The organism is Nocardioides ungokensis (assembly GCF_013466985.1).
GTDB lineage: Bacteria > Actinomycetota > Actinomycetes > Propionibacteriales > Nocardioidaceae > Nocardioides > Nocardioides ungokensis.
In genome coordinates this window covers 933,111-951,560 of the sequence record NZ_CP059164.1, presented here as the reverse complement: position 1 = coordinate 951,560, position 18,450 = coordinate 933,111, and the positions used below count along the sequence as shown (strand labels likewise).

21 protein-coding genes and 1 pseudogene are annotated in these 18,450 nt (G+C 72.8%); 10 read left to right on the top strand and 12 right to left on the bottom strand.

Going from position 1 to position 18,450, the window contains the following annotated elements:
* Positions 1 to 28: 28 nt before the first annotated feature.
* Positions 29 to 268 carry a hypothetical protein gene (locus tag H0S67_RS04795; protein WP_180935655.1) on the bottom strand — a complete coding sequence of 80 codons (240 nt, stop codon included), beginning with the start codon at positions 266 to 268 and terminating at the stop codon, positions 29 to 31.
* A gap of 266 nt (positions 269 to 534) precedes the next feature.
* Here H0S67_RS04795 and H0S67_RS04790 point away from each other — a divergent pair, with 266 nt between their 5' ends.
* The 4 genes from H0S67_RS04790 (at position 535) to H0S67_RS04780 (ending at position 4,851) form a co-directional block, all read left to right on the top strand.
* Complete coding sequence (locus H0S67_RS04790) at positions 535 to 1,251, top strand: response regulator transcription factor (RefSeq protein ID WP_484549375.1); 717 nt, start codon at positions 535 to 537, stop codon at positions 1,249 to 1,251.
* Positions 1,251 to 1,916, top strand: a complete 666-nt coding sequence (locus tag H0S67_RS24500; RefSeq protein ID WP_246355129.1) for a hypothetical protein — start codon at positions 1,251 to 1,253, stop codon at positions 1,914 to 1,916. Before H0S67_RS04790 ends, H0S67_RS24500 begins: the two co-directional genes overlap by 1 nt.
* The gene (locus H0S67_RS24495) at positions 1,877 to 2,719 is read left to right on the top strand and encodes a sensor histidine kinase (protein WP_246355128.1); all 843 of its coding nucleotides are present in this window, start codon (positions 1,877 to 1,879) and stop codon (positions 2,717 to 2,719) included. The genes H0S67_RS24500 and H0S67_RS24495 overlap by 40 nt, the downstream gene beginning before the upstream one ends.
* Positions 2,720 to 2,850: 131 nt before the next feature.
* A complete protein-coding gene (locus H0S67_RS04780) occupies positions 2,851 to 4,851 on the top strand; it encodes an ArnT family glycosyltransferase (protein WP_180935654.1) in 2,001 nt (666 codons plus the stop codon).
* A 167-nt stretch (positions 4,852 to 5,018) separates the two neighbouring features.
* Here H0S67_RS04780 and H0S67_RS04775 read toward each other — a convergent pair whose 3' ends face one another.
* Together H0S67_RS04775 and H0S67_RS04770 are read right to left on the bottom strand one after the other, a co-directional pair.
* Entirely contained in the window at positions 5,019 to 5,474 is a 456-nt protein-coding gene (locus tag H0S67_RS04775) for a pyridoxamine 5'-phosphate oxidase family protein (RefSeq protein WP_180935653.1), read from the bottom strand.
* A 61-nt stretch (positions 5,475 to 5,535) separates the two neighbouring features.
* Positions 5,536 to 6,171: a TetR/AcrR family transcriptional regulator gene (locus H0S67_RS04770; RefSeq protein ID WP_246355127.1), complete on the bottom strand. Its 636-nt coding sequence runs from the start codon at positions 6,169 to 6,171 to the stop codon at positions 5,536 to 5,538.
* Between the two features lie 50 nt (positions 6,172 to 6,221).
* Here H0S67_RS04770 and H0S67_RS04765 point away from each other — a divergent pair, with 50 nt between their 5' ends.
* The 3 genes from H0S67_RS04765 (at position 6,222) to H0S67_RS28570 (ending at position 9,024) form a co-directional block, all read left to right on the top strand.
* Entirely contained in the window at positions 6,222 to 7,739 is a 1,518-nt protein-coding gene (locus H0S67_RS04765; protein ID WP_180935651.1) for a flavin-containing monooxygenase, read from the top strand.
* Complete coding sequence (locus H0S67_RS04760) at positions 7,736 to 8,578, top strand: SDR family NAD(P)-dependent oxidoreductase (RefSeq protein WP_180935650.1); 843 nt, start codon at positions 7,736 to 7,738, stop codon at positions 8,576 to 8,578. The genes H0S67_RS04765 and H0S67_RS04760 overlap by 4 nt, the downstream gene beginning before the upstream one ends.
* A 71-nt stretch (positions 8,579 to 8,649) precedes the next feature.
* A complete protein-coding gene (locus tag H0S67_RS28570) occupies positions 8,650 to 9,024 on the top strand; it encodes a DUF402 domain-containing protein (RefSeq protein WP_484549374.1) in 375 nt (124 codons plus the stop codon).
* 114 nt (positions 9,025 to 9,138) lie between these two features.
* On the opposite strand, the gene H0S67_RS24490 is transcribed toward H0S67_RS28570, so the two are convergent.
* Both H0S67_RS24490 and H0S67_RS04750 read right to left on the bottom strand, forming a co-directional pair.
* Complete coding sequence (locus tag H0S67_RS24490) at positions 9,139 to 9,597, bottom strand: threonine/serine exporter family protein (protein WP_246355328.1); 459 nt, start codon at positions 9,595 to 9,597, stop codon at positions 9,139 to 9,141.
* Positions 9,486 to 10,577, bottom strand: a complete 1,092-nt coding sequence (locus H0S67_RS04750; RefSeq protein ID WP_246355126.1) for a threonine/serine exporter family protein — start codon at positions 10,575 to 10,577, stop codon at positions 9,486 to 9,488. Before H0S67_RS04750 ends, H0S67_RS24490 begins: the two co-directional genes overlap by 112 nt.
* Before the next feature lie 7 nt (positions 10,578 to 10,584).
* On the opposite strand from H0S67_RS04750, the gene H0S67_RS04745 reads away from it, so the two are divergent.
* Positions 10,585 to 11,751, top strand: coding sequence for a glutamate--cysteine ligase (locus H0S67_RS04745; protein WP_180935648.1), 1,167 nt, complete (start codon positions 10,585 to 10,587; stop codon positions 11,749 to 11,751).
* 34 nt (positions 11,752 to 11,785) lie between these two features.
* On the opposite strand, the gene H0S67_RS04740 is transcribed toward H0S67_RS04745, so the two are convergent.
* Genes H0S67_RS04740 through H0S67_RS04730 form a run of 3 tightly spaced genes read right to left on the bottom strand, consistent with a single transcriptional unit; the run spans position 11,786 to position 14,387 of the window.
* Complete coding sequence (locus H0S67_RS04740; RefSeq protein WP_180935647.1) at positions 11,786 to 12,919, bottom strand: DNA polymerase IV; 1,134 nt, start codon at positions 12,917 to 12,919, stop codon at positions 11,786 to 11,788.
* Positions 12,916 to 14,016, bottom strand: coding sequence for an FUSC family protein (locus H0S67_RS04735; protein WP_180935646.1), 1,101 nt, complete (start codon positions 14,014 to 14,016; stop codon positions 12,916 to 12,918). The genes H0S67_RS04740 and H0S67_RS04735 overlap by 4 nt, the downstream gene beginning before the upstream one ends.
* 56 nt (positions 14,017 to 14,072) lie before the next feature.
* Positions 14,073 to 14,387, bottom strand: a complete 315-nt coding sequence (locus H0S67_RS04730; protein WP_180935645.1) for a hypothetical protein — start codon at positions 14,385 to 14,387, stop codon at positions 14,073 to 14,075.
* A gap of 243 nt (positions 14,388 to 14,630) precedes the next feature.
* On the opposite strand from H0S67_RS04730, the gene H0S67_RS24485 reads away from it, so the two are divergent.
* Both H0S67_RS24485 and H0S67_RS04725 read left to right on the top strand, forming a co-directional pair.
* Positions 14,631 to 15,437, top strand: coding sequence for a wax ester/triacylglycerol synthase family O-acyltransferase (locus tag H0S67_RS24485; RefSeq protein ID WP_246355125.1), 807 nt, complete (start codon positions 14,631 to 14,633; stop codon positions 15,435 to 15,437).
* Positions 15,338 to 16,003: a WS/DGAT domain-containing protein gene (locus tag H0S67_RS04725; protein WP_246355124.1), complete on the top strand. Its 666-nt coding sequence runs from the start codon at positions 15,338 to 15,340 to the stop codon at positions 16,001 to 16,003. The genes H0S67_RS24485 and H0S67_RS04725 overlap by 100 nt, the downstream gene beginning before the upstream one ends.
* Positions 16,004 to 16,063: 60 nt before the next feature.
* On the opposite strand, the gene H0S67_RS04720 is transcribed toward H0S67_RS04725, so the two are convergent.
* The 4 genes and pseudogenes from H0S67_RS04720 to H0S67_RS04710 form a co-directional block, all read right to left on the bottom strand.
* Positions 16,064 to 16,714, bottom strand: a complete 651-nt coding sequence (locus H0S67_RS04720; RefSeq protein WP_219635474.1) for an SDR family NAD(P)-dependent oxidoreductase — start codon at positions 16,712 to 16,714, stop codon at positions 16,064 to 16,066.
* 34 nt (positions 16,715 to 16,748) lie between these two features.
* Positions 16,749 to 16,898: pseudogene (locus tag H0S67_RS24480) on the bottom strand (SDR family NAD(P)-dependent oxidoreductase); the annotation flags it as partial.
* Positions 16,899 to 16,902: 4 nt separating this feature from the next.
* The gene (locus tag H0S67_RS04715; protein WP_180935644.1) at positions 16,903 to 17,091 is read right to left on the bottom strand and encodes a hypothetical protein; all 189 of its coding nucleotides are present in this window, start codon (positions 17,089 to 17,091) and stop codon (positions 16,903 to 16,905) included.
* Positions 17,092 to 17,574: 483 nt separating this feature from the next.
* The gene (locus H0S67_RS04710) at positions 17,575 to 18,078 is read right to left on the bottom strand and encodes a DNA methyltransferase (protein WP_180935643.1); all 504 of its coding nucleotides are present in this window, start codon (positions 18,076 to 18,078) and stop codon (positions 17,575 to 17,577) included.
* Positions 18,079 to 18,450: the final 372 nt, after the last annotated feature.

Here is an 18,450-nt window from a genome sequence, read left to right as displayed (position 1 = left end):
GGTGGCCGTGGCGAACGGGTTACCCCGGTCAGCTGTTCTGCTCCTCCTGCTGGGGAGCGGTGCTGGGCGGGAGCTGGCCGGGCGTCCCCGTCGGCGGCGTCTGGCCCTGGTTGCCGGGCAGGCCGTCCGGCAGCTGCTGGTTCTGCTGGTTCTGGGAGCTTTGCATCATCCCCGGTCCGCGGAAGCCACCGAAGCCGCCCGGTCCCCCGCTGTCGCCACCGTTGCTGACGGCACCGAGGACGGCGCCGCCGGCACCGCCGAGGATCACCGCTGGCCAGGGCGACGCCGGTGACGCCGCGCCAGCCGAGCACCCGGTCCCGCAGGGCGGGTCGGCTGCCCGGGGCACCGGCGGCGGTCGGGGCGGTGGGGATCGGGTCGGGTGAGGTCTGCTCGTCCATGGCGGCGACTCTCACCGCGTCGTCTGTGCGAAGCCTGTGGTGCCGCGATGAGCCGGCTACCGCCCCGCCCGGCACCTCGGCGTCACAGGTTTCGCACAGCGAGTGCACAGTTGTTCCCGGCCCCGGTGCGGGCACGATGGTCCCCATGGAGCTGACCAGGGCCGACGGGTCCCCCCTGCGCGTGCTCGTCGTCGACGACGAGGTGAACATCGCCGAGCTGATCTCGATGGCACTGCGGTACGAGGGCTGGGAGGTGGCGACGGCGTTCACCGGCTCCAAGGCGGTGTCCCTCGCCAAGGACTTCCGCCCGGACGCGGTGGTGCTGGACATGATGTTGCCGGACTTCGACGGCCTCGAGGTCCTGCGCCGGATGCGCAGCACCGACCCCGACGTACCGGTCGTGTTCCTCACCGCGCGGGACGCGGTCGAGGACCGGGTGGCGGGGCTGACCGCCGGGGGCGACGACTACGTGACCAAGCCGTTCTCCCTGGAGGAGGTCGTGGCGCGGCTGCGCGGCCTGATGCGCCGGGCCGGCGCCCGCCAGGCCGCGACGTCCTCGGTGCTGGTGGTGGGCGACCTCGAGCTGGACGAGGACAGCCACGAGGTCTTCCGCAACGGTGAGGAGATCTCGCTGACCGCGACGGAGTTCGAGCTGCTGCGCTTCCTGATGCGCAACCCGCGCCGGGTGCTGTCGAAGGCGCAGATCCTGGACCGCGTGTGGAACTACGACTTCGGCGGACAGGCGAACGTCGTCGAGCTCTACATCTCCTACCTGCGCAAGAAGATCGACGCCGGCCGCGACCCGATGATCCACACCATGCGTGGCGCGGGCTACGTGCTGAAGCCGGCGTGATGAACCGCCTGAGGTCGGCGTTCGCCTCCCTCACCGCCCGCCTGGTCCTCACCGCGGTCCTGCTGGTGGCGATCGTCGCCGCGCTCATCGCCGGTGCGGCGACGCTGGGCCTGCACTCCTACCTCTCCGGGCGGCTCGACCGCGACGTGCAGGCGTCTCTCGGCCAGTCGGTGGCTGCCGCCGCCCACCAGAGCCCCGGTGGCGGGGCGGTGCAGCCCCCGGGTGACAACGACCGCGACAACCGGCCGTTCGACGGCCCCCGCCTGGACATCATGGCCGGGGTGATCGCCCCGGGCGGGTCCGGCGTGCAGATCCAGACCGAGGACGGCACCCACTACCTCGACGCGTCGACGATCGCGATGCTCGGCCGCGTGCCCGCCGACGGGAACGGTCACGACACCGTCGTACCCGGGTACGGCGAGTACCGCGTCGCCAGCCAGCAGACGCCCCAGGGTCGGATCATCGTGGGGCTACCCACCTCCGCGGTCGACGGCCCGGTCTCGCAGCTGGGCTGTGGGAGGCCCTCTTCGGAGCGCTCGGCATCGCCGCGGCCGCCGGCGCCGGCCTGGTCGTCGTACGCCGCCAGCTGCGGCCGCTGCGGGAGGTCGCGCAGACCGCGCACACCGTGGCCGAGCTGCCGCTGGCCTCGGGCGAGATCGACCTGACCGAGCGGGTGCCCGACCACCTCACCGACGAGCGCACCGAGGTCGGCCAGGTCGGCTCGGCGCTGAACAAGCTGCTCGCGCACGTGGAGTCGTCGCTGGAGGCCCGGCACCGCAGCGAGCAGCAGGTGCGGCAGTTCGTCGCCGACGCCTCCCACGAGCTGCGCACGCCGCTGACGACGATCGCGGGCTACACCGAGCTGGCCCGCCGCCGGCCCGACGACACCGGCACGATCGGTGCCGCCCTCGGCAAGGTCGAGGAGGAGTCCGGCCGGATGACGGCGCTGGTCGAGGACCTGCTGCTGCTCGCCCGGCTCGACGCCGGTCGTCCGCTGGAGCACGAGCCCGTCGACCTGACCAGGCTGCTGCTCGAGGCGGTCTCGGACGCCCGGGTCGTCGCCCCCGACCACCACTGGCGGCTCGAGCTGCCCGAGGACGAGGTCAACGTCACCGGCGACGACCGGCGGCTGCACCAGGTCGTGACCAACCTGCTGACCAACGCCCGCAAGTACACCCCGGCCGGCACCACCGTCACCGTGTCCGCCCGGTCCACCCCCGACGGGGGCAGCTTCGCGGTGCACGACGACGGACCGGGCTTCCCGCCCGACCTCGTGGACCACGCCTTCGAGCGCTTCGCCCGCGGCGACGCGGCGCGCACCCGCGCGACGGGCAACGGCGACGAGCCCGCCGCCGGCGCGGGCCTCGGCCTGGCGCTGGTCTCCGCGATCGTGCACGCCCACGGCGGCCAGGTCTCGCTGACCTCCCACCCGGGCAACACGACCCTCACGGTCACGCTGCCGCGATAGTCCGTGACGCTCCTGCTGTGGAGAACGCCGTTTCCACAACGGAAGCGTCACGGACTACCCCGCCGATCTGCACAGCCACCCCACAGGACGGTCCGACCGGCGTGCCAGACCGGCGGGACAGGCTGCTCGCCATGACGACCCAGACCCTGCCGCCGGCGGTGCCGGCCGCCCCGCCGACACCGCCCGCCCCCACCCCCGCGCGCTCCCCCTGGCCGAGGGAGCGCGTCGCGCTCGCCGGGCTGCTGGCCGGGACGGCGGTGCTCTACCTGTGGGGCCTCGGCAGCTCCGGGTGGGCCAACTCCTTCTACGCCGCGGCGGTCCAGGCCGGGTCGGAGTCCTGGAAGGCCTTCTTCTTCGGCTCCTCCGACGCCGCGAGCTCGATCACCGTCGACAAGACCCCGCTCTCGCTGTGGCCGATGGCGCTCTCGGTGCGGGTCTTCGGCCTGTCGTCGTGGAGCCTGCTGGTCCCCCAGGCCCTCGAGGGTGTCGCCGCGGTCGCCCTGCTGCACGCGGCGGTGCGTCGTACGACGGGATCGGCGGCGGCCGGCCTGCTCGCTGGGGCCGTGCTCGCGCTGACGCCGGTGGCGGTGCTGATGTTCCGCTTCGACAACCCCGACGCGCTCCTCGTGCTGCTGCTGATCGGGGCGGCCTACGCCACCCAGCGGGCCGTCGAGGCGACCGCACCCGGTGGGACCGGGCGCGCGGTGCGCTGGCTGGCGCTCGGCGGCGCCCTCGTCGGGCTGGCCTTCCTGACCAAGATGCTGCAGGCGTTCCTGGTCCTGCCGGCCCTCGCCTTGGCGTACGCCCTGTTCGCCGCCGTCCCGTGGCGCCGCCGGATCGGGCACCTCCTGGTCGCCTTCGGCGCGATGCTCGTGGCCGGCGGCTGGTGGGTCGCGATCGTGCAGCTGTGGCCGGCGTCCTCGCGGCCCTACATCGGCGGCAGCCAGGACAACTCGATCCTCGAGCTCACCCTCGGCTACAACGGGTTCGGCCGGCTCACCGGCGACGAGAGCGGCTCGGTGGGCGGCAACGGCGGCTGGGGCGCGACCGGCATCCTGCGCCTGTTCGACAGCGAGATCGGCGGCCAGATCGCGTGGCTGCTCCCCGCGGCGCTGGTCCTCGGCGTGGCCGGGCTGTGGTTCGCCCGCGGCCGCGGCATGGACGGCCGACGGGTGCAGGCCGGGCTGACGATCTGGCTCGGCTGGCTCCTGGTCACCGGGCTCACCTTCAGCTTCATGGCCGGCATCTTCCACGCCTACTACACCGTCGCCCTGGCTCCCGCCGTGGCCGCGCTGGTCGCGATCGGCGCCCACACGCTGTGGCGGCACCGCGAATCCCTGGTCGCCTCGGGGTTGCTGGCGTTCGCCACCGCGCTCACCGCCGCGCTCGCGTTCGTCCTGCTCGACCGGGCCGGTGACTGGCACCCCTGGCTGAAGTACGTCGTCGCCACGCTCGGCTTCGCCGCCGCCCTGATGCTGGCCGGGGTCCGGCACCTGCCGCGCCGCGCCGGCCGGGCGGTGGCGGTCTCCGCACTGGTGGCCGCGCTGGCCGGCCCCACGGCGTACTCCCTCGCGACCGCAGCCACCCCGCACACCGGCTCGATCCCGACCGCGGGGCCGAGCTCCCAGGGCGGCACGGGGGCACCCGGCGGGATGCCCGGGGGAATGCCGGGTGGCACGACCGCCCCCGGAGGGACGACCGCCCCCGGCGGCGCCACCCAGGACGGCACCGGGGCGGCGGGCGGCTCGAGCGCCGGCGGACTGCTCGACGGCAGCACCCCCACCGCCGCCCTGGCCTCGCTGCTGAGCACCGACGCCGACGCCTACACCTGGGTGGCCGCGGCGGTGGGCTCCAACTCGGCGGCCGGCTACCAGCTGGCGACCGAGGAGCCGGTGATGGCCATCGGCGGCTTCAACGGCAGCGACCCCAGCCCGACGCTCGCGCAGTTCAAGGCCTACGTCGCCGACGGCGAGATCCACTACTTCATCGCCGGCGGGACCGGTGGCGGCATGGGCGGACCGAGCGCCGGTGGCAGCTCCTCGAGCGCCATCGCCGCGTGGGTCCAGGCCAGCTTCGAGGCGAAGACGGTCGACGGGGTGACGGTCTACGACCTGTCGACCGGGACCCGGTAACCGCCGCCTGCCCGCGGCCCCAGCGGTGAGCCAGCCACCGTTTCCGGCCGGCCAACGGTGGCCAGCTCACCGCCCACCCGGGACGCCCCGCCCCAGCGGTGAGTCAGCCACCCTTTCCAGCCGGCCAACGGTGGCCAGCTCACCGCCCACCCGGGACCAGCCAAACCTCAGTAGCCGCGGCCCCGGCCACTGACCACCGGGTGCGGCCAGTGGCCGTCGCCCACCCGGCGGCCGGTCAGCTCGCGCCAGGGCAGCCGCAGCCACAGCGGGCGGACGCCCCCGGCCCACGGCTCGGGCCGGGGGGCGTCGGCGGGCCGGTCGCTGGTCCAGCTCCCCGAGCCCGGCTGCTCGAGCCGCTCGCACACGCCGTGCGCGACGACGCTCCAGCCACGCCGGTGCACCCCGTCGAGCTGGTCGATCTCGAAGGCGATCTCGTGGCCGGGGGCGTACACGCCGAGCTCGCTGTACGCCGTGGTGCGCAGCTCGATCGCGTCCTCGTGCAGGGCGTAGTTCACCGGCACGATCCGCGGGCCGGCCGGTGTCACGAAGGCGACCCGGCCGACGGTGTCGGTCTCCAGCAGGTCGCGGCACTCGGCCACCGAGAGCTCGACGATGTCGTCCATGCCCCCAGTGTGCCGCGGGTCGGGCGCCTGTCGAGGCAGACGGCTGTCGGGGGCGGGCGGCTCAGGCGGGCGAGGCCTCCACCAGCGTCGGCAGCGAGGCGGCGATCACCGCCAGCAGGTCCGCGCGGGTCACGCCCGCCGGGTCCTGCACCCACGTGATCACGAGCTCCTCGGTCATCGCGGCCCAGCCGCGCACGATCAGCCGCGAGAGCGCCGTGTCCGGGATGATCTCGCCCTGGGCGTCCTCGCGGAAGATCCGGTCGGTCAGCGCCGACCGCGCCTCCTCGTAGATCTGCCGCAGGGTGTCGTTCCCACCGGCCGCACCCTTGACCAGCGAGAGGTAGCCCTCGTAGTTGGCCTCGACGTAGTCGAGGTAGGCCGTCACCGAGATCAGCAGCCGCTCCAGCGGCTCACCGTCGACCGGCGGCGCGGTCTGCGCGATCAGGTCGTCGGCCGCGCGGCGTACGACCGCCTCGTGGAAGGCGTGCTTGTTGCCGAAGTAGTGGTAGAGCAGTCCCCGGGAGATCCCCGCCTCCTCGGCCAGCAGGTCGATCGAGAGCTCGTCGAGCGAGCGGGTGGCGAGCAGCCGCACCCCGAGGTCGAGCAGCTGGGAGCGGCGCTGGTCGGGGCTGAGCCGGGTGCGCGCGCCGGCCTCGCGCGACGGGGCCGGCTGGTCCGGTGATGTGTCGGGCGTCACGGAAGACATTCTATTGACACTTGTTCAATAACGCCAATACGGTCGGGGGCATGGCCACTCACGTCAAGCACCTCATCGTCGGCGCCGGGTTCGCCGGCCTCTGCGCGGCGGTCAAGCTGCAGGAGGACGGGGAGACCGACTTCCTGGTCATCGAGAAGGGCGCCGACGTCGGCGGCACCTGGCGCGACAACACCTACCCCGGCGCGGCGTGCGACGTCCCGAGCCAGCTCTACTCCTTCTCCTTCGCGCCCAACCCCGACTGGTCGATGTCCTTCTCCCCCCAGCCGGAGATCCAGGCCTACATCCGCCGGGTCGCGGAGGAGTCCGGGACCCTGGACCGGTTCCGCTTCCACACCACGCTCGAGTCGGCCACCTGGGAGGACGAGGCGCTGCGGTGGCGCGTGGAGGTGTCCGGTCCGTCCGGGCGCACCACGCTGGTCTCGACGACGCTGGTGCTCGGCGCCGGCGGCCTGTCCGAGCCGAAGCTGCCCGAGATCGACGGGATCGAGGGCTTCCAGGGCGAGCTCTTCCACTCCGCCCGCTGGGACCACGACGTCGACCTGGCCGGCAAGCGGGTCGCGGTCATCGGCACCGGCGCCTCGGCGATCCAGATCGTGCCCGAGGTGCAGAAGGTCGCGAGCCACCTCGACGTCTACCAGCGCACGGCGCCGTACGTTCTGCCCCGCAACGACCGCACCTACGGCCGCCTCGAGCGGCTCGCCCTGCGCCACGTCCCGGGGCTGCAGAAGCTCTACCGGACCGCGATCTACTGGGGCCGGGAGGCCTACGTCCCCGGCTTCACGCTGCAGCCGAAGCTGGCCCTGCCCGCGAAGAAGATGGCGCTGGCCAACCTCGCCAAGGGCGTCGCCGACCCGGAGCTTCGTGAGCGGCTGACGCCGGACTTCGAGATCGGCTGCAAGCGGATCCTGATCTCCAACACCTACTACCCCGCGCTGGACTCCGACAACGTCGAGGTCGTCACCGACCGGGTCGCGAAGGTGACCGGCAACGCCGTGGTCACCGAGGACGGCGTCGAGCGGCCGATCGACGTGCTGATCGTGGCCACCGGCTTCTTCACCACCGAGCTGCCGATCACCGAGCACATCACCGGGCGCGAGGGCCGGACGCTGGCCGACCAGTGGCGCGAGAGCGGGATGGCCGCCTACAAGGGCACCACCGTGCCGGGCTTCCCCAACCTGTTCATGCTGGTCGGCCCCAACACCGGCCTCGGCCACTCGAGCATGGTCTTCATCATCGAGTCGCAGGTGGCCTACCTCCGCGAGGCGGTCCGCACCATGGGCCTGCACCGCTACGGGTCGGTCGAGCCCACCCGGGCCGCGACGCAGGAGTGGAACGCCGACCTCCAGCGCCGCCTGCGTCGCACCGTGTGGAGCACGGGTGGATGCTCGAGCTGGTACCTCGACGACCACGGCCGCAACACCACCCTGTGGCCGCGCTCGACGTTCGCCTTCCGCGGGCTGCTCTCGCAGTTCGACGTGGCGGCCTACGACGTGCGGGCCGCCCGACCGACCTCCCGACTCCCCCACGCAGAGGAAGTGACCGCATGAAGGCCCTCGACGACAAGGTGGTCGTGATCACCGGCGCCGGCTCCGGCATCGGTCGCGCGCTGGCCGTCAACCTGGCCCGCCGAGGCTCGCTGCTCGCCCTGTCCGACGTCGACGAGGCAGGGCTCGCCGAGACCGTGGAGCTGGCCGCGACGGCGGGCGCGCGCGAGGTGCGCAGCGACCGCCTCGACGTCGCGGACCGCGCCGGGTTCGCGGCGTACGCCGCCTCCGTGGCCGAGCAGTTCGGCCGGGTCAACGTGGTCGTCAACAACGCCGGCGTCGCGCTCGCAGGGGACCTGGTCGACCTGACCTACGAGGACATGGACTGGATCGTCGGCATCAACTTCTGGGGCGTCGTGCACGGCACCAAGGAGTTCCTGCCGCACCTGATCGCCTCCGGCGACGGGCACGTCGTGAACCTCTCCTCGCTGTTCGGGCTGATCTCGATGCCCGGCCAGAGCGCCTACAACGCGACCAAGTACGCCGTGCGCGGCCTGACCGAGGCGCTGCGCGAGGAGATGCTGATCGCCGGGCACCCCGTCGGGGTCACCGCGGTGCACCCCGGCGGCATCAAGACCGCGATCGCGCGCAACGCCCGGGTCTCCGCCAAGGAGGACAAGGAGGCGACCGCGCGGCTCTTCGACGAGAAGCTCGCGAAGATGACGCCCGAGAAGGCCGCCGAGATCATCGTCAAGGGGATCCTCGGCAACAAGGCCCGGGTGCTGGTGGGCCTCGACGCGCACGCGCTGCACCACCTCGCCAAGCTGACCGGGTCGCGCTACCAGGACATCGTCGCCGCCGCGAGCAAGAAGGTCGTGCCGCCCAAGGCCACCGTCGTCTGAGTGGTAAACAGGCGGCGTGACCGCTGCCGAACGTCCGGCCCGGGAGCCGAGGTCCGGATGGTGATGACCAAGTGGGGCGACCGGCCGCACTGGGAGTTCGACGCCGTGCTGCTCGGCTCCGACGCGCACGGCGACTGGATCGGGATCCCGCGCGGGACCTTCATGTCGCGGCCGGGGGCCGAGTACGTCGCCCCGGTCGACCAGGTCGGCCTGGTGCCGGCACCGGGGCCGGACGAGCAGCGCGGCTGGCTGGCGACCTTCCACGCGGTCGGGGGGCCGGTGCAGGTCTATGTCGACATGACCACTCCCCCGTCTGGGACGGGCCGGTGCTGCGCGCGGTCGACCTCGACCTCGACGTGGTGCGCGGGCGGACCGGGCGGGTGTGGATCGACGACGAGGACGAGTTCGCCGAGCACCGGGTGCGGTTCGGCTACCCGACGACGTGAGCCGGCTGGCGATGACCTCCTGCGACCGGGTCCGGGCCGCGGTGGCCGGCCGCCACGCGCCGTACGACGGCAGCAGCGCGGCCTGGCTGGAGCTGCTGGCCTCCCGCTGAGCCGTCACTCCTCGACGGCCAGCGACGGCCGCCCGGCGAGGTCGCCCTGCTTGTCCGTGGGCTGGTCGGTGGACTGGTCGGTGTGCTGGTCGGCGTGCTGGTCGCCAGCCTCGCGGCGCGCCTCGCGGCGGGCCATCCGGCCGGTGCGCACCTTGAGCGGACCCACCAGCCGCGGACCTGCGAGCCGGCTCTCGAGCTTCTGGGCCTCGCGCTTGAGCGGCTGGGCGACGTACTCACCGAGGATCACCCCGGAGGCCAGCGCGGTCGCCACCGAGGCCGCGGTGATGAGGGCGAGCAGCCCCTCCGAGGTGGCGGGGCCGCCCTCGCCCAGCAGGGACAGGCCCCGGTAGATCAAGAGGCCGGGCAGCATCGGGACCACCGCGGACACCACGACGACCAGGGGCGGCACCCGCAGCCGGCCCGCGACCGTGTAGCTGACCAGACCGACGAAGAACGCCGCCAGCCCGGTCGGCCAGGTCCGGCCGGCGTCGGCCGAGGTGAGGGTCTGCGAGATGCCCATCGAGACCGGGCGATCGCCGCGATCGGCAGGATGATGCGCGGGGGCGCGTACGACGAGAAGGCGAACGCACCGGCACAGATCGCCCCGCCGAGCGCCATCATCGAGAGCTCCTCGAACCCGGCCGCCCCCGGGTCGAGCCGGCCCACCTCGACCCCCAGCTTGGCGAGCGTCAGGCCGCCGCTGACGCCGGCGATGATGCCCGAGGTCGCGAGCAGCGCCTCGGTCAGCCGGGCCCCGCCGGTGACGTAGAAGCCGGACAGGGCGTCCTGGAGCGCACCCATGAAGCCGATGCCGGCGAGCAGCATGATGATGTTGGCGGTCACGACCAGCGAGGGATCGTCCACGAGGCCGAGCGCCGCGGCCACGGTGGCCAGGATCGTGGCGACCGCGCCGCCGGCGACCTGCTGGTAGAAGAACGGCAGCCGCCGCCGCGACATCATCAGCTGGAGCCGGTCGATGCAGACCGCGGCGGCGAACGCGATTGCCACCACGGTCGAGGTGCCGCCGAGCTGGAGACCCACGCCGGCGCACATCAGACCCCAGCCGAGCGTGATCACCCAGCGAGGGGTGCTGTGGCCCGAGGAGACGATCCGGGCCAGCGTCGAGCGCGCCTCCATCAGGTCGACCCGGTCCGAGAGCACGTCGCGGACGAGGTGGTCGACCAGGGTCAGGTCCTCGTAGTCGATCTCGCGCTGCTTGACCTGCCGGATCTGGATGAGCGCGTGGTCCTCCGGGCTGGGCTGGTAGCTCATCGACAGCGAGGTGAACGTGACGTCGATGTCGGGGTGACGCACGCCGAAGTGCCACGACAGCGACTTCATGGTCGCCGTGACGTCGGCGGCGCCGGCACCGGACGAGAGCAGCAGCTCACCGACCCTGAGGCAGAAGTCAAGCGTCAGGTTCAGCGCACGTGCCTCCAGCATGGAGACCATGCTGACAGGGCGGGAATGTGCTTCGCTGTCGGGGCGCATCGACTTCCGGGGCTCCCCCGAGCCCACGATCGGCGTCGAGTGGGAGCTCGCGCTGGTCGACAAGTCGAGCCGTGACCTGGCCAACACTGCCGCCGATCTGTTCGCGGCGGCCGGACCTCGGCTGCCCGAGCCGGGCCGGCTGCACAAGGAGCTGCTCCGCAACACCGTCGAGGTCGTGACCGGCGTCTGCCACACCGTCGGCGAGGCCGTCGCCGACCTGCGCCGGACGCTGGAGGTGGTGGTCCCGGTCGCCGACGGGCTCGGGGTCGACCTGTACGGCGGCGGCACGCACCCGTTCGCCTCCTGGACCCGGCAGCAGCTGACCGAGGGCCACCGCTACGAGGAGCTGATCAACCGCACCCAGTGGTGGGGACGCCAGATGCTGATCTGGGGCGTCCACGTGCACGTCGGGCTCCCCTCGCAGGAGCGGGTGATGCCGGTGCTGTCCTCGCTGCTCAACCACTACCCCCACCTGCTCGCGCTCTCGGCCTCCTCCCCGATCTGGGCCGGGGTGGACACCGGCTACGCCTCCAACCGGGCCTTGATGTTCCAGCAGCTGCCGACCGCAGGGCTGCCGTTCCAGTTCGAGCGGTGGTCGGAGTTCGAGGCGTTCGCGTCGGACCAGCTGGTCACCGGGGTGATCGACGAGCTCTCCGAGATCCGGTGGGACGTGCGCCCGGCGACCCACCTCGGCACGCTCGAGAACCGGATCTGCGACGGCGTCTCCGACTTCGACGACCTCGCCTCCCTGGTGGCGCTGATGCAGTGCCTGGTCGTCGACCTCGACACCCGGGCCGCCGCCGGGGAGGCGCTGCCCACGATGCCGCCGTGGCACGTACAGGAGAACAAGTGGCGCGCGGCCCGCTACGGCCTCGACGCCATCGTGGTCCTCGACGACCGGTCCCACGAGCGGCTGGTGACCGAGGACCTCGCCGACCTGCTCGAGCGCCTGGCCCCGGTCGCCGACCGGCTGGGCTGCGCCGCGGAGCTGGCCGCGGTCGCCGAGATCCCGCGCCGGGGCGCGTCGTACCAGCGGCAGCGCGCGGTCGCCGAGCGCACCGACGGAGACCTGGTGGCCGTCGTCGACTCGGTGGTCCGGGAGCTGCGCGCCGGGCTGGGCTGCTGAGCGGGGTCGATCCAGCGGGGCTGACCCGGTCGGGTCAGTAGCCGCCCTCGGGCTCGGTCATCTCCAGGCGCACCCCGAGCAGCCGCACCGGCCGGTCGCGCTCGACCCGGTCCAGCAGCGAGACCGCGGCGTCGGCCAGCACGTCGGGGTCGTCGGTCGGCTCCGGCAGCGTGAGGCTCCGCGTCACCGTGATGAACGGCTTGAAGCGCACCTTGATCGCCACCCGGGCCGCCGGGCGGCCCTCGCGGTCGATGTCGGCCACGACCCGACGGGTGAGGGCGCGCACCTCCCCAGCGATCCGCTCCCAGTCCTCGAGGTCGACCTGGTAGGTCTCCTCCCGCCCGTGCGCCCGCGCCACCCACGGCGTGGCGTCGACGGGGCTGGTGTCCGCGCCCCGGCCGAGCCGGTGGTACCACGGCCCCATCGTCGGCCCCAGCTCCGCCGCGAGCACCCGGGCGTCCGAGCCGGCCAGCTGCGCGACGGTGTCGATGCCGAGGGCGGCGAGCTTGCGCGCGGTCTTGCGGCCGATCCCCCACAGCGCGTCGGTCGGCCGGTCCCCCATCACCGCGAACCAGGTCTCCTCGGTCAGCATGCCCACCCCGCGCGGCTTGCCGAACTCGGTGGCGATCTTGGCCCGCAGCTTGTTGTCCCCGATCCCGACCGAGCAGTGCAGCCCGGTCGCCTCCAGCACCCGGGCCCGGATCTCCTGGGCGAAGTCGCGGGGGTCGCCATGCTCGGGGGACCCACCCCCCTCCCCCTCCCCTGCCGGGACCCCGGCCGCGACGAACGCCTCGTCCCAGCCGAGCACCTCCACGACGACCGGCACGCCACCCCACTCCAGGGACCGCAGCGTCGCCATCACCTCCGCCGAGGCGGCGTCGTACGCCGCGCGGTCGGCCGGCAGGAACACCGCGTCCGGGCACTTGCGAGCGGCCACCCGCAACGGCATGCCCGACCCGACGCCGTACTCCCGGGCCTCGTAGGACGCCGTGGCGACCACCCCGCGCTCGGTGGGGTCGCCCCGGCCGCCGACGACGACCGGGCGGCCGGCCAGCTCGGGGCGGCGCAGCACCTCGACGGCGGCGATGAACTGATCGAGGTCGACGTGCAGCACCCACCGCTGCACCACGTCCCCGCCGGCGCCCGGGCCGGCCTCCGGCTCGCTCATCGCGGCGGCGGCGGCAGGGCGTCGGTCGACTCCATCTGGCCCATGCCGGTGAGCATCAGCAGGTCCACCACGACCGAGCGCAGCTGCGCGAGCACCACCTCGGCGGAGAGCTCGTCGGTCCGCTCGACCTGCCCCGTGGCGTGCCCGACGGTGAGCAGCGCCGGCTGCGCACTGACCGCCATCCGGTCGACGCTCAGCTCGTCGGCCACCAGGTCGGCGGCGTCGGCGAGGTCGAGCGCGAGCAGCGAGTAGGAGCTCGGCACCGGGCGGCGGTGGTAGGCGGCCACCGCCGTCTGGCGCACCAGCACCCGGGTGCTGCGCAGCGCGCGGTCCAGCGGGTCGACGAGGTCGACCATCCGGCGCATCTGGCCCCGGTGACGCACGCGGAACGGGGAGGACGCCACCACCGAGAGGCCCTCGTCGGCGGCGGCCTGGAGCTCCTGGATCAGGTGGTCGGTCGACCGGGCGTGGGCCAGCAGGGCCAGCGCCCGCTCGACCTCGCCGTCCACCATCACCTCGCCCGCCGCCCGCAGCAGCCCGGAGATCTTGCGCATCACCACCGCGGCCTGCTCACGGGGACGCCGCAACGGCGCCGCGGGCACCGCCGTGGCAGCGACCAGGGCCACCGCACCACCGACCAGCGCGTCGGTCCAGCGGGTCAGGGCGGCGCCCGGGTCGGGGATCAGCGTGCTCACCACGATCGACTGCACCGCGGCCTGCGTGACGAAGAGCTGCCCCCCGTCGAGCAGGAACGCCGTGGACATGGCGAGCGCCACGATCAGGCTCAGCTGCCACCAGCCGGACCCGAGCCACTCCACCAACAGGTCGCCGAGGAAGACCCCGATCGCGACCCCGAGGGTCACCTCGACCACCCGCCGGAGCCGCTGCCCGTAGGAGGTGCCGAGGCTGACGACGGCCGCGATCGGCGCGAAGAACGGCGTCTGGTGGTGCAGCACGTCCGCGGCGAACAGCCAGGCCGCGCCGGCGGCGAGCGAGCACTGGGCGATCTGCCAGCGCTTCGACTCCCACCGCCGGACCCGTGCCCGCACGGAGGTGCGGCCCTTGCTCCACATGGTGTCGAGCGGGGCGGCCTCCATGCCGGTGATCCTAGTGAGCCTCCCGCCGGCGCGAGGTCACCCCCGGCGCGGCGGTGTCACCCGGCGTTCGCGTAGTCCAGCGACACCTTCATCCGCTGCAGGTCGCGGTACCAGATGATGACCTCCGTGCGGCAGCGCACCCGGTTGACCCGGTTGCCGTACTCGTCGCACTCCGCCTTGGCCTCGGAGATCTTGGGCGGGTAGCGCACCGTGCCGTCGTAGTGCTCGACGGTGAAGCCGTTGCGCTTGTCGCCGCTCACGTCGGTGATGGTGCCGTCCGGCGGCGGGTTGCCCGCGGCGGCCCAGGCCGCGGTCCCTCCCGCGGTCGAGAGGATGCCGACGGTGGCGACGACGGCGATGGCCTTCTTCATGTTCTGCTCCTGCATGTCGGACGCCGGCGAGTTCCGGCGTACGAGGGACGTTAGAAGCGGGGACGGACCGTCCGCGGGCGTCACGGAGCGGCCTGGGGACGACGCCGTAAGCGCCCCTCCTGTGCACGAGAAGTGGGCCGTCGGTGATGTTCGCCGGCCGTTCGCGACCTCCGGTCGGACCCCGCCCTTGTGGCGACCGCCCCCACCCGCAAGGATCGACGTCACGACAGAAACGGGGTCAGCGTGGTCTCACCGATCGATCCGACATCAGCAGCCTTCCTGCTGGCGGAGAACCGCAGCCAGCCCATGCACGTGGGCGGGCTCCAGCTGTTCGAGAAGCCCGAGGGGGCAGGGCGCAACTACGTCCGCGAGATGTACGAGGAGATGCGCGACGGCAAGGACATCGCGCCGCTGTTCCTCAAGCACCCGCACCGCTCCCTGGGCACCGCCGGCCGGCTGGTGTGGGAGAACGACACCCAGTTCGACATCGAGCACCACCTGCGGCACAGCGCCCTGCCCCGGCCGGGCCGGGTCCGTGAGCTGCTCGAGCTCTGCGGCCGTCTGCACGGCACCCGGCTGGCGTGGGAGCGACCGCTGTGGGAGGCGCACGTCATCGAGGGGCTGCGCGACGGCCGGGTCGCCATGTACACCAAGACCCACCATGCGCTCGTGGACGGCATCTCGGCGATGCGGCTCATCCAGAGCGTGCTCAGCACCGACCCCGACCGGCGCGGCATGCCCGCGCCCTGGGGGTTCCTCCCGAGCTCCGCCAAGGCCGCCAAGCCCGCCGACAAGGCCGAGCACGACCTGGCGCAGGTGCCGATCCACGCGCTGCGCACGGCGTTCGGGATCACCGCCGAGGCCGCGGGCCTGCCGGCCGCCCTGCTCCGCACCCTCAACAAGGGGCTGCGCAACGAGACGTCCGCGCTCTCGCTCTACGCCCCCGCACGATGTTCAACCACAGCATCACCGGGTCGCGCCGGTTCGCGGCGCAGGACTGGCCGATCGAGCGGCTCCGCGCCATCGGCAAGGCCTCCGGGACGACGCTGAACGACGTGGTGCTGGCGATGTGCAGCGGCGCGGTGCGGGCCTACCTGCTCGAGCTGGCGGCCCTCCCCGAGACCTCACTGGTCGCGATGGTGCCGGTGGGGCTCAACGCGAAGCAGTCCCAGGTCGCGTCGGCCGAGGGCGGCAACGCCGTCGGGGCGGTGATGTGCAAGCTCGGCACCGACCTCGCCGACCCGGGAGACCGGCTGGCGGCCATCCACCTCTCGATGGTCGACGGCAAGCGGGCCCTCTCGAGCATGACGCCGATGCAGATCCTGGCGATGAGCGCGCTCGGCCAGGCGCCGGCGATCCTGCCGCCCCTGCTCAGGATGCAGGGCATCGTGCGGCCGCCGTACAACCTGATCATCAGCAACGTGCCCGGGCCGCGCACCACGCACTACTGGAACGGCGCGAAGCTCGTCGGGCAGTACCCGCTCTCGATCCCGATCAACGGCATGGCGCTCAACATCACCTGCACGTCCTACGACGGCAATGGGCTTCGGCCTGACCGGCTGCCGGCGCACCGTGCCGCACCTGCAGCGGCTGCTCACCCATCTCGACGACGATGAACGCGCTGGAGAAGGCCGCCGGGGTCTGACCCGGCGCGCCCTACGGCAGGTACATCCGCTTCACGACCGCGTCGAGGCGCGGTCGGGCAGCAGCCGGCGGGCACGCAGGATCGTGCCGGCGTTGCGACCCACCGGGTAGCGGGCCCGCGGGTTGCTGGCGGTGGCGGCCTTGACGATCTTCATGGCGACCACGTCGGGCGGGCTGGACATGAGCTTGCTGGTGTCGGCGCGCTCGAGGACCTGGCGGACGTTGCCGGCCATCTCCTCGAAGGCGCCACCCCGGCTGGTCTCGGTCAGGCTCTCCCGGGAGATCTCGTTCCACTCGGTGCGGATCGGCCCCGGCTCGATGATGACCACGTCGATCCCGAACGGCGCGAGCTCGATGCGCAGGCTGTCGCTGAAGCCCTCCACCGCGAACTTCGTGGCGTGGTACCACGCACCGAGCGGCTCGTAGAACTTTGCCGCCGATCGAGGAGATGTTGATGATCCGGCCGCTCCCCTGCTCCCGCATGTGGGGGTGACCAGCTGGGTGAGCCGTGCCAGGCCGAAGCGTTGACCTCGAACTGGCGACGCGCCTCGTCGATCGGCACGTCCTCCACGGCGCCGTAGGACCCGTAGCCGGCGTTGTTGACGAGTACGTCGAGCCGCCCGCGCTCGGCGACGATCCCGCTTCACCCCCGAGACCATCGAGTCGTCGTCGGTGACGTCCATGGCGAACGTCGTGACGCCCCGCCTGCTCGAGGGCGCTCATGCGGTCCACGCGGCGGGCCACGGCGTACACCTCGAAGCCGGCCTTGCGGAGGCGCAGCGCGGTCTTCTCGCCGATGCCGCTGGATCCGCCGGTGACCAGCGCGACGCGCGCGCTGCTGTGCTGCTGCTCGGGGGGCTGGGTCATGGGGTCAGTGTGGCGGGTCCTCCACGAGTCCACCACCGACCGTCTCGGCGACGGCGCGGAGCCGGGCCCGAGTGATGTCCGCGACGGTGAGCAGCCCGGCGTTGCGGGCGTTGGACCCCACCCGGGTGGGCTCGGCGGAGTTGATGCTCAGGCAGCGGCGGGTGCCGCCGTCCTCGGCGTTCTGGAGCGCCACCGCGTGGCCCGTCGTACCGCTGCCGGCGAAAGAAGTCGAGCACCACGACGTCGTCGGGCATCGTCGCGAGGATGCGCCGGATCAGCCCGGTGGGCTTGGGTGACTCGAAGACGTGGCCGACGACCGCCTTGAGCTCGGCGACCGCGGTGTCGGTCGAGCCGATCTCCTCGGCCAGCCAGATGGGTGCGCAGCTTCTTGCGGCGCCCGGCGTGCAACCAGTCCTTCTGGAAGACGTCGACCCGATCGCCGTTCCTGCCGCGCACCGTGCGGCACACGAGGTCATCGGGACGTCGATCGATCAGGGGGCGGCTCCACCGCCAGACCGCCGGTCGGCCGTCCCCCGAAGACGGGGCCGATCTCTTGGCCGCCGTCGAACGGCGCGGTGCTCACCCGTCCCGTCACCGGGTCGCCCCAGACCGTGAAGTGCAGGGTCCGCGCTCACCGGGTTTGAACTTCTTGTTGGTGTTGCGCAGTGGCAGGTGCCTAGCGGCGGCCGTCCGCCGCGGTCAGTGGGAAGTCGCGCTCGTCCACCGCCTCGGTGCTGCTCGCGTCCAGCACCGTGCACCGGGCGTCGCGGGCGTAGACGAGGAGGTACTCGTGGCTGGTGGCGAACCCCTTGCCCAGCTGGCGGCCCTTGGCGTTGAGGTTGACCACGACCTGCGCGAGGAGTTGGCCTCGCCGAACACCTCGTCCATGAGCAGCCGCAGGTAGGGCGATCTCGTTGTCGTCGATGCTCACGAAGATCGCGCCGTGGTCCCTCAGCAGCCGCCGCGCCAGCTCGAGCCGCGGTCGCATCATCGCCACCCACGCCTGTGCCGGTGCTGCGGGCGTCGCCGTGCCGGAAGTCGTCCCGGTAGGCGAAGTCGTTGCCGGTGTTGTACGGCGGGTCGATGTAGACGAGGTCAACCTGCTCGCCCAGGCGTCCGACACCTCGAGGTTGTCCCCCTCGATGAAGGTGTTCCAGGGGGCGTCCGCTGGCTGGTCCACGTGCCGCACCCTAGTGCCGTCACCTTTCCCGGTCCGGGACCTCGCGCCCGGCGGGCTCGGTCGCGGTGGCAGACCGGGTTCAGGCGTTCGGCGCCCAGGGGTCGCGGACCTCCTGCAGGATGTGCGCGTGTTGCATGGACTCTCGGCTCGCGCGGCCCGTCGTCGGGCGGCCCGGAGATGCACCGACCGCCTGGCCGAGCTCGACCGGCTCGACCGGCGCTACGGGCTCGGCACGCTCCCGACGGCCGGGAACAGGCGCCGTCGGGGCAGGAACACGGCGCGTTCTGGCCGTCACTGCTGGTGACCGTGGTGGTCCTGGTCGGTGTGCTCGCGTTCACGCCGGGTGGTCGGCTGCCCGCATCCGGTCGCTGG